13 protein-coding genes are annotated in these 9,331 nt (G+C 51.2%); 12 read left to right on the top strand and 1 reads right to left on the bottom strand.

All coding sequences use genetic code 11. From position 1 onward, the window contains the following. From rplU to recN, 12 genes are all read left to right on the top strand, one after another. A partial coding sequence (rplU, locus tag Q0J41_RS05865; RefSeq protein WP_296227295.1) for a 50S ribosomal protein L21 occupies window positions 1–239 on the top strand: 239 nt, incomplete at its 5' end. 15 nt (window positions 240–254) lie between these two features. Then, window positions 255–554, top strand: a complete 300-nt coding sequence (rpmA, locus tag Q0J41_RS05860) for a 50S ribosomal protein L27 (protein WP_201331855.1) — start codon at window positions 255–257, stop codon at window positions 552–554. A 144-nt stretch (window positions 555–698) separates the two neighbouring features. Continuing rightward, entirely contained in the window at window positions 699–1,805 is a 1,107-nt protein-coding gene (locus tag Q0J41_RS05855) for a Xaa-Pro peptidase family protein (protein ID WP_296227290.1), read from the top strand. A gap of 69 nt (window positions 1,806–1,874) precedes the next feature. After that, window positions 1,875–2,441: an elongation factor P gene (gene efp, locus Q0J41_RS05850; protein WP_296227289.1), complete on the top strand. Its 567-nt coding sequence runs from the start codon at window positions 1,875–1,877 to the stop codon at window positions 2,439–2,441. Window positions 2,442–2,460: 19 nt separating this feature from the next. Beyond that, window positions 2,461–2,895 (top strand): Asp23/Gls24 family envelope stress response protein, encoded by a 435-nt coding sequence (locus Q0J41_RS05845; RefSeq protein ID WP_004560645.1) that lies wholly within the window; start codon window positions 2,461–2,463, stop codon window positions 2,893–2,895. Continuing rightward, complete coding sequence (nusB, locus tag Q0J41_RS05840; protein WP_296227286.1) at window positions 2,895–3,293, top strand: transcription antitermination factor NusB; 399 nt, start codon at window positions 2,895–2,897, stop codon at window positions 3,291–3,293. Before Q0J41_RS05845 ends, nusB begins: the two co-directional genes overlap by 1 nt. Before the next feature lie 46 nt (window positions 3,294–3,339). Further along, a complete protein-coding gene (locus Q0J41_RS05835; RefSeq protein WP_296227284.1) occupies window positions 3,340–4,191 on the top strand; it encodes a bifunctional methylenetetrahydrofolate dehydrogenase/methenyltetrahydrofolate cyclohydrolase in 852 nt (283 codons plus the stop codon). Next, the gene (gene xseA / locus Q0J41_RS05830; RefSeq protein ID WP_296227282.1) at window positions 4,178–5,548 is read left to right on the top strand and encodes an exodeoxyribonuclease VII large subunit; all 1,371 of its coding nucleotides are present in this window, start codon (window positions 4,178–4,180) and stop codon (window positions 5,546–5,548) included. The genes Q0J41_RS05835 and xseA overlap by 14 nt, the downstream gene beginning before the upstream one ends. Next, entirely contained in the window at window positions 5,541–5,780 is a 240-nt protein-coding gene (locus Q0J41_RS05825; protein WP_002879682.1) for an exodeoxyribonuclease VII small subunit, read from the top strand. The genes xseA and Q0J41_RS05825 overlap by 8 nt, the downstream gene beginning before the upstream one ends. Window positions 5,781–5,784: 4 nt before the next feature. After that, the gene (locus tag Q0J41_RS05820) at window positions 5,785–6,648 is read left to right on the top strand and encodes a polyprenyl synthetase family protein (RefSeq protein ID WP_296227278.1); all 864 of its coding nucleotides are present in this window, start codon (window positions 5,785–5,787) and stop codon (window positions 6,646–6,648) included. Further along, on the top strand, window positions 6,648–7,463 hold the full coding sequence (locus Q0J41_RS05815; protein WP_296227276.1) for a TlyA family RNA methyltransferase: 816 nt from the start codon (window positions 6,648–6,650) through the stop codon (window positions 7,461–7,463). Before Q0J41_RS05820 ends, Q0J41_RS05815 begins: the two co-directional genes overlap by 1 nt. 21 nt (window positions 7,464–7,484) lie before the next feature. After that, a complete protein-coding gene (recN, locus tag Q0J41_RS05810; RefSeq protein ID WP_296227274.1) occupies window positions 7,485–9,173 on the top strand; it encodes a DNA repair protein RecN in 1,689 nt (562 codons plus the stop codon). A gap of 69 nt (window positions 9,174–9,242) precedes the next feature. Here the strand turns inward: recN and Q0J41_RS08545 are convergent. Next, the coding region (locus Q0J41_RS08545; protein ID WP_326832072.1) for an IS3 family transposase at window positions 9,243–9,331 on the bottom strand (89 nt) is incomplete at its 5' end.

The raw sequence follows: 9,331 nt of genomic DNA, 5'->3' as shown, positions 1-9,331 counted from the left end.
TTGATGCTGAAGAAGGTAGCTCAGTAACTTTTGACGAAGTTATCCTTGTTGCTAATGGCGACGACGTTAAGGTTGGTACTCCATTAGTAGATGGTGCTAAGGTAACTGCTAAAGTTGAAAAGCAAGGTAAGGAAAAGAAGGTTGTAACTTTCAAGTACAAGCCAAAGAAGCACTCACATTCTAAGTACGGTCACCGTCAACCTTACACCAAGGTTACTGTTAAGAGCATCGAAGCTTAGTAAGAGGTGAACACTATGATGATGAACATTCTTTCAAACGCAAAGTTACTCGCCCACCACAAGGGTGGTGGTTCAACTGCCAACGGTCGTAACTCAGCTGGTCGTCGTTTGGGCGCAAAGCGTGCCGACGGTCAAGAAGTACACGCTGGCTCAATCATCTACCGTCAACGTGGTACTAAGATCCACCCAGGCAAGAACGTTGGCCGCGGTGGCGACGACACTTTGTTCGCACTGACTAACGGTGTTGTTAAGTTCGAACGTCTTGGCAAGTACAAGAAGCAAGTTTCTGTTTTGCCAGTAGAAGACGCTGAATAATCAAGCCGGCAAAGGAGCAGACAGCCCAGCTGCCTGCTTTTTTCTTGCCCTTTTTCCAGGGAAAGCATGTTTAAGTCCTTGATCTTTTGTATAATAAAAGCATCATGAATAAAAGCTTAAAAGCTGCAGAAAAGGATGGTGCTTATGAGCAAGAACAATGAATTGTTAAGTCTGTTGACCAGACGGATCAGGGAAACTGCTGACTTGATCAAGGACAAGGACGCGGATGCCCTCTTGGTTTTTAACCGGGCAAACTACCGCTACCTGACCAATTTTACCGGTGAAGAAGCCCAGCTGATCATTACCAAAAACGGCGACCGGGTGCTTCTGTCAGACTCCCGCTTTGCCCCGCAAATCGAAGCCCAGGCAGTGGGTGAACTGAAGGTAGTCATGAAGCATGGCCACGAAGCAGCCGAAATCGCGGCAGAAGTCAAGAAGCTGGGGGTCAAGAAACTCTTAGTCGAAGCAGAATTTGTTTCTGCCTATGAATATAACGCGATCAAATCCCAGTTGCCAGATGTTGACCTGGTGATGGCCGCTGAAATCGTTGAACGGGTCCGCAATGTCAAGGATGACCTGGAACTGGCCACTCTTAAAAAGGCTGTTGAAATCTCAGAAAGAGCCTTTGAAGAGGTTCTGCCAATGCTTAAGCCAGGTGCCAAGGAAAGAGACGTGGGCGCCAAGCTCGACTACCTCTTCAAGCTCTACGGCGGCGACGGCCCGGGCTATGACTCAATTATCGCTTCTGGTCCCCGTTCTTCCTGGGCCCACGGGGTGGCCAGCGAGCGCTTGATGCAAGAGCACGAACTGGTCGTAATTGACGCGGCCGCTTCATATAACGGCTATACCGCCGACATTACCAGAACTTACGCTTTGGGCAGCGTGGAAGACGAACTGGAAAAGATCTACAAGATTGTCCTGGAAGCTCAAAAGCGGGGAATTGCCGCCGCTGTTGCCGGGGCAACTGGCAAGGACGTTGACCAGGCAGCCCGGGGCTACATCAATGACGCTGGCTACGGGCAATACTTCGGCCATGGGATTGGCCACGGGATCGGCCTGGAAATCCACGAAATGTGCCAGCCGGAATTTTTATTCAGCCAGACGACCCTGGAAAACGGGATCGTGCACACGGTTGAACCGGGCATCTACCTGCCGCAAGGTGGGGTCCGGATCGAAGATGACATTTTGGTTAATGGCGACACTCCGGAAGTTTTGTCCACTTTGCCAAAGGATGAACTCATTCACCTGTAAGATTATTTTTATGGTAAAATTTAGTGTTTATTGGTACAATTTAAGATGTAGAAATGGGGGATTTACCAGATGACAATGATTTCTGTTAATGAATTCAAGAACGGCCTCACGATCGAATACAACAACGACCTGTGGCGTATCGTTGAATTCCAGCACGTTAAGCCAGGCAAGGGTAGTGCGTTCGTTCGTTCAAAGCTGAAGAGCTTGCGGTCTGGTGCCGTTCAAGAATACACTTTCCGTTCAACTGCCAAGGTTGAAACGGCTGACATTCAAACCCGGCAAATGCAATACCTATACAACGATGGTTCAAGCTATGTCTTCATGGACACGGCAACTTACGAGCAATTGGAAGTGCCGAACGCTCAGATCGACCAGGAAGCCAAGTACCTGAAGGAAAACATGATTGTGAACATTATTTCACACAATGGTGAAACCTTGGGTCTGGACCTGCCAAACACGGTTGACCTGGAAGTCGTTGAAACCGAACCAGGCATCCGCGGCGATACCTCATCAGGTGGTGGTAAGCCAGCTACGATGGAAACCGGTTTGGTTGTCACTGTACCATTCTTTATCAATGTTGGTGACGTGCTGACGATCAATACTAGTGACGGTTCATACGTATCACGTTCTAAGTAGTAATTTTCGAGGTGGAAAAATGGCTGATAATTCAACAATCGTTTTAAGCGGCAATGATGAGGGCGATCAAATCAAGATCGACCTGCAGGTACTCGAAGTCATTCTGGGCATTTCAGCTCAGAAGGTCGACGGTGTTGCCGGGATGCGCGGTGGCTTGAAGTCAGGCTTGAGCCGTGTCTTTGGCCGCGAGGATCGGGGCAAGGGAGTTGCCGTCTCAGTTGATGAAGACGGCGAACTGACGGCTGACGTTTACGTATATCTCAAGTACGGCGTCAACGTGCCAGCTGTTGCGGGCAAGATTCAAGAGGCTCTGAAGCAGCAGCTGACACAGATGACGGATATGAATTTGAAGTCCATTGATGTTCATGTCGTTGGTCTCGTCTTCCCTGAAGATGAAAAGAACTTTGAAGATGCTGATCAACCATTATTCCCCGATCAAGAAGAAGATAAGTAATGAATCAACACGATAGTCGAAGAATTGCACTGCAAGCCATTTATCTGTACAACCAGGACCCAAGCTTGACGGCCAGTGAATTGGAAAACAATGTCAAGTCCGCTTTGGACATGGATACCTTGCCGGCCTACAGCCAGGAACTGGTCAGCGGCGTGATCGACAAGCAGGCTGAACTGCGTGACAAGCTTTCTGCCAACTTGAAGCAAGGCTGGCGCTTGGAGCGGCTGAGCAAGACCAGCTTGGCGATTTTGGAAGTAGCCCTGTATGAAATGCTGTACAGCCCGGTTATTGAAGACCGGTCAGCCATCAACGAGGCTTTGAACTTGTGTGACGAGTTTGATGATCCGAAGTCAAAGGCCTTCATCAATGGCATATTGGCAAACTTTGTGCAAGAATAATCTTTAAGCCGGCGTTTCGCCGGCTTTTTTTCTTAAGGAGGCAGTTTTGGGAGAAATTTTGGATGGGAAGAAGCTGGCCCGGGAATTAGGAGAAAAGTTAGGCAGCGAAGTGGCTTCCTTAAAAGAGCATGGGGTCAGTCCCAAACTCTGTGTCATCAATATTGGTGATGACCCGGCCAGCAAGGTCTATGTCGCCTCTAAGAAGCGCAAGGCTGAGAAGCTGGGCATCAAGCAGGTAGTTTACCAATTGCCGGCCGATGAAAGCGAAGAGGACGTCTTAAAGTTGATCGACAGCTTAAACGCGGATCCGGAAGTTTCCAGCCTAATGGTCCAGTTGCCGGTTCCCCCGCAAATCAATGCTGACCGGGTAATCGAAAGAATCGATCCGGAAAAGGACGTTGACTGCTTGACTCCAGCTAATATCGGCCGCCTTTGGCAGGGCAAGCACTTTGTTGAGCCAGCCACGGCAGCCGGTATTATTGCCCTCTTGGACCACTACCAAATCGATTTGACTGGTAAAAATGCCGTGATCGTCGGCCGGTCAAACATTGTCGGCAAGCCACTGGCCGCCTTAATGCTAGAAAGAAACGCTTCAGTTTCAATCCTGCACTCCCGCAGCCGGAATCTGGCTGACTTGACTAAGCGGGCCGACATCCTGGTCTGCGCGGTCGGCAAGGCGGAAATGATCAAGGCGGACATGGTCAAAGAAGGGGCGGTCGTGATCGATGTGGGCATCAACCGGGTTGATGGCCTCCTGGTCGGCGACGTTGATTTTGCCCCCGTTAAAGAAAAGGCCAGCTGGATCACGCCTGTGCCCGGCGGGATAGGTCCTTTGACCGTAGAGTTTTTAATGGAAGAAGTCATCAAATTGACGAGGAGACAGCATGGACTCAATTAAGGGGACGGACGAAAAGTACCTGACTGTCAGTGAATTAAATTGGTATGTTAAGCAGAAATTTGACCGGGATCCCTACCTGCGGCAAATTTTTCTCCAAGGGGAATTGTCGAATTTCCGCTTCCGGAGAGGCGGTCATCAGTACTTTTCTTTAAAAGACGACAAGTCTAAAATCAATGTGGTGATGTTCCGCGGAGACTTTGACAAGGTCAAGTTCGAGCCGGAAGAAGGGATGAAGGTCTACGTGACTGGCCGCCTGTCAACTTATGAAGCCCAGGGCAGCTACCAGTTTTATGCCAAAAGCATGGAACCGGCGGGACTTGGGGCCTTGTATGAACGCTTCAGGCAGCTGCAGGAGAAACTGGCTAAAGAAGGCCTCTTTGCCCAAGAGCACAAGCGCCCTCTGCCCCTTTTTCCCGATAAGATCGCGGTCGTGACTTCAGCCTCTGGGGCGGTCATCCACGACATCATGGTAACGGCTAACCGCCGCTTCCCGCACGCTGAAATTGACCTTTTCCCGGCCCAGGTGCAAGGGGAAAGCGCGGCTGGCAGCTTGGTTTCTGCTATGCAGCAGATCCAAGCCCGGGCAGATGAATATGACGTGCTCATTATCGGCCGGGGGGGTGGGTCCTTAGAAGACCTGTGGCCTTTCAACGAAGAAGAAGTTGTCCGCCAGGTTTATGCTATGAAGATGCCGGTGATTTCATCAGTTGGTCACGAAACAGATACCACCCTCTGTGACCTGGCAGCTGACTGCCGGGCAGCTACGCCAACAGCAGCCGCTGAAATGGCAACACCGGCCCTGACCCAGGTCGTGGCTGAAATTGGGCAGCTGCAGACCCGGCTTTTGACCGACATCCGGGCCGTGATCCAGGTCCGGGCCCAGGCCCTGGCCCAGCTGGAAAATTCTTTTATCATGAAAGAACCCCAGCGCCTTTATGAGCAGAAAATGCAGCAGGTCGACCAATTGTCCCAGCAGCTGAGCCGGATGATGGAAGTCATTGTCAAAGACCAGGGGCAAAGGCTCAGCCTGTTGACCCAGCGCCTCCAGCACCAGGCCCCAGACCGGCGGATCAAGCAGCTTAAGCAGGAAAACAGCTACCTGGCTAAGAGCCTGGAAATGGGGATCAAGCGGATCTTGGAGCAAAAGCAGGCCGCCTGCCGGCAGGCCGTCCAGCAGTTGGACGACTACAGTCCTTTAAAGACCCTGGCCCGGGGCTACAGCTATACGACTGACACAAGCGGCACCGTGGTCAAGTCAGTTAAGCAATTGTCGCCAGGCGACCAGGTTCGCCTGCATTTAAAGGATGGCCAGGCGATCGGCCGGATTGAAGAGATTAAGGAAGAAAAAAATGACTGAAAAGAACAATTTTGAAAGCCAGCTCAAGGAGCTGCAGGAAATCGTTGGTCAGCTGGAAAATGGCCAGTTGTCATTAGAAGAATCATTGGCTCAGTTCCAAACTGGGGTTAAGCTGAGCCGGGAATTGAAGCAGGAATTGACCAAGGCGGAAAATACCGTGGCCAAGTTGATTGAGTCTGACGGCAGCGAGAAGGAACTTGACCCAACCGATGCCTCAGCGCCAAAGGAATAAAGCCATGACAACTTTTAAAGAATTTCAAGCTAAGTACACGCCGATCATCAATGATTTTTTAAAGGGGCAACTGCCAAAGGAAAGCGATGATCCCCGTTTTGCCGAAATCATGGCTTATTCAGTCATGGCTGGGGGCAAGCGTCTGCGGCCTTTGCTCTTTTTAGCAACTTTAGATGCCTTGGGCATTGAGATAACCGAAAAAGAAGTCCAGGCAGCCTGCGGGATCGAACTGATCCATACTTATTCATTGATTCACGATGACCTGCCCGCCATGGACAATGATGACTACCGGCGCGGAGAATTGACCAGCCACAAGAAATGGGGCGAAGCAGAAGCAATTTTGGCCGGGGATGCACTCCAGCCCTTAGGCATCCAGTGGATCGCCCAGGCTGAACATAACTGGAAGCTGGTCGAGATCATCACTGAAGCTGTGGGTCCTAAGGGGATGGTTGCTGGCCAGTACCTGGACATCGACACCACCAACAATGAAGACAGCAGTGAAGAAGTGATTGACCACATGGAATGGCTGAAAACCGGTTGCTTGATTTTGGCCAGCGTTCAGATGGCCACGGCTTTAGCTGCTTGCCCTGACCAGCAGGCCCAAAAGTACCTGGCTTTTGCCAAGCACTTTGGCCGCTCTTACCAGCTCTATGACGACCTGGTAGACATCGTTGAAAGCCAGGAAGAAGCTGGCAAGGCAACCCACAAGGACCAGGAAGTGGGTAAAAACAACAGCTTGACCATGCTGGGGGCGGATGCAACCAGACAGGAGCTCAAGCAGCTGATTGAAATGGGCAAGGCTGACCTAGCCGGAGAAAAGGCAGAAGTTTTGCTGGGCTTTTTGGATTTGTATCAGAAGGTGCTCTAATGGCAAGTAAAGAACGCGCGGACGTATTATTGGCCGCCAAGGGAATTTTCAACTCCAGAACTCAGGCCCAAAGAGCCATCATGGCGGGTCTGGTAACGGACCATAACCACCAACGGATCGACAAGGCCGGAGAGAAGTTCCCGGTTGACGAGGAGTTTTTTATTAAGAAAGACAAGCTCAAGTATGTTTCCCGGGGCGGCTTCAAATTAGAAAAGGCGGTCAAGGTCTGGAACATTGACTTAAAAGACAAGATCTGCCTGGATATCGGGGCTTCAACGGGCGGCTTTACTGACGTGGCCCTGCAAAATGGGGCCAATCTGGTCTATGCCTTAGACGTGGGTTATAACCAATTGGCCTGGCAGCTCCGGGATGACCCCCGGGTGGTAGTGATGGAGCGGCAAAACTTCCGCTACTCTGTTCCCGCTGACTTTACTGAAGGCCTGCCGGACTTCGCCATGACGGACGTGTCCTTTATTTCCCTGGACTTGATCATGCCGCCAATGTATGAAATCTTGAAAGACCAGGGGGATGCCGTCTGCTTGATCAAGCCCCAGTTTGAGGCAGGTCCGGAAAATGTTGGCAAGCACGGGATCGTCCGAGACCATGCCGTTCACCAGGCCGTGATCGAGCACACCATGGCCAAGGCGCTGGAAATTGGCTTTTCCATTTTGGGCGTTGATTATTCGCCAATCAAGGGCGGCAAGGGGAATATTGAATTTTTGCTTCACTTGAAGAAGGACCAGGCAAATCCAGGGCAGAATCTCTGGTCCGGCTCAGTCAGCGAGCTGGTTGACCGGGCTGCCCAGGGTCTGTAGAAAGGATGCTGTGGGACGCTTATGCTAGTGGAATTGGATATCCAGAATTTTGCCATCATTAAGAGTCTGAAAATCAAGTTTCAGCCGCAAATGACAGTCCTAATCGGGGAAACCGGGGCCGGTAAGTCAATCTTGATTGATGCTTTGTCACTTTTGCTGGGCCACCGGGCCCAAAAAGAAATGGTCCGGTCTGGCCAGAGCAAGGCAGTAGTGACCGGACTTTTCACCCTGCAAGACGATGAAATGCGGGAAGTTGAACAGATCGCGGCCGACTACGGCCTGCCGATGGACGGCGATGACTTGATCATCAGCCGGGAGATTTCCAGCAAGGGCCGGAACATCATCCGGATCAACGGGCAACTGACCACGATTACGGCTTTGGCCAAAATTGGCGAGTACCTGGTTGACATCCATGGTCAGAACGACCAGCAGATGCTGATGGACCAAAGCCGGCAGATTGACCTGGTCGATGAATACGCGGGCAAGGACTTCAAGCTCCTTTTAGGCAAGTACCAGGCTGAATACCAGACTTGGCAAAGCCTTAACCAGCGCCTGGAGCACCTGCGCCGCGACAGCCGGGAACTGGCCCAGCGCCAGGACATCCTCCAGTTTCAGGTCGAAGAGTTGACCCAAGCGGATTTGACGGATGAGCAGGAAGACCAGAACTTGGAAGACGAGTTCAACAAGTTGAACAATTACCAGAAGATTGCTGAATCCGCCAATTTCATGATCCAGCTTTTTGACGATGACGAACATGGCTTAACCAGCCTGCTGGGGGATGCCCAGGGAACGGCAGAAGATTTGGCCGACCTGGACAAGGACTTCAAGAATGTGGCCCAGTCCATTACTGACGGGGTATATTCGCTGAGCGATGCCCGCTCAGAACTGGGTGACATCATGGACAGCTTGGAATTTGATGAAGAACGCTACCAGTACGTGCAAAACCGCCTGGACCTCTTGAACAACTTGAAGAAGAAGTATGGACCAAGCCTGGCAGACGTCTTTGACTTTTATGCCAAAGTCTCCAAGGAGCTCAGCCAGTTTGAAACCGGCGGCCTTGACGAAGAAGAGCTGGTCAAGCGGATTGCAGCAGTTGAGGAAAAAATGTCCGTCATGGCGGCTGACCTCCACCAGGCTAGAGAATCTACCGCCTTGAAGCTAGAGGAAGCGATCAAGCATGAACTGGCTGACTTATACATGGACAAGGCCCGCTTCTCCATCCGCTTTGCCAAGACAGATAATTTTACGGTCAAGGGGACAGATGATCTGGCCTTCTACATTGCTCCAAACCCAGGTGAAGAACTGATGCCGCTGGTTAAGATTGTTTCCGGCGGGGAACAGTCCCGGCTGATCCTGGCCTTGAAGGCTATCTTCTCCCGGGTTGAGCCAGTTGGCACCATGGTCTTTGACGAAATTGACACCGGGGTTTCCGGCCGGGTGGCAGCCGCTATCGGCAAGAAGATGCATGCGATTGCCGGCCAAAAGCAGGTTATCGCCATCACCCACTCCCCGCAGGTAGCGGCCAGCGCCGACCACCGCTTTGCCATCGCCAAGCAGGTTGAAGCCGGCGAGACCTTTACCCAGGTCAAGGAACTTGATGAAGACAGCAGCGTCAAGATGATCGCCCAGATGATGGCTGGGGCTAATGTCAGCGAAGCTGCTGAGCAAAACGCGGCCGACCTGATTGCCAGCCAGCGGAAACAAGATTAGAAAATAATTATTAAAAAAACTCTCTTGCCAGCTGAAGTGCCATAGAAAAGTTAGACATTTTAGAAAATCTTAAATAGTTGCCATTACACGATCTCTGTATTTTACAGGGGTCGTGTAATTTAGTTTATTGGACCGTCTGATGTTGTTAAACCAATATA

This window comes from uncultured Lactobacillus sp., assembly GCF_944327175.1.
GTDB lineage: Bacteria > Bacillota > Bacilli > Lactobacillales > Lactobacillaceae > Lactobacillus.
The sequence above is the reverse complement of the archived record's forward strand: the minus strand, read 5'-3'. Positions and strand labels throughout refer to the sequence as shown.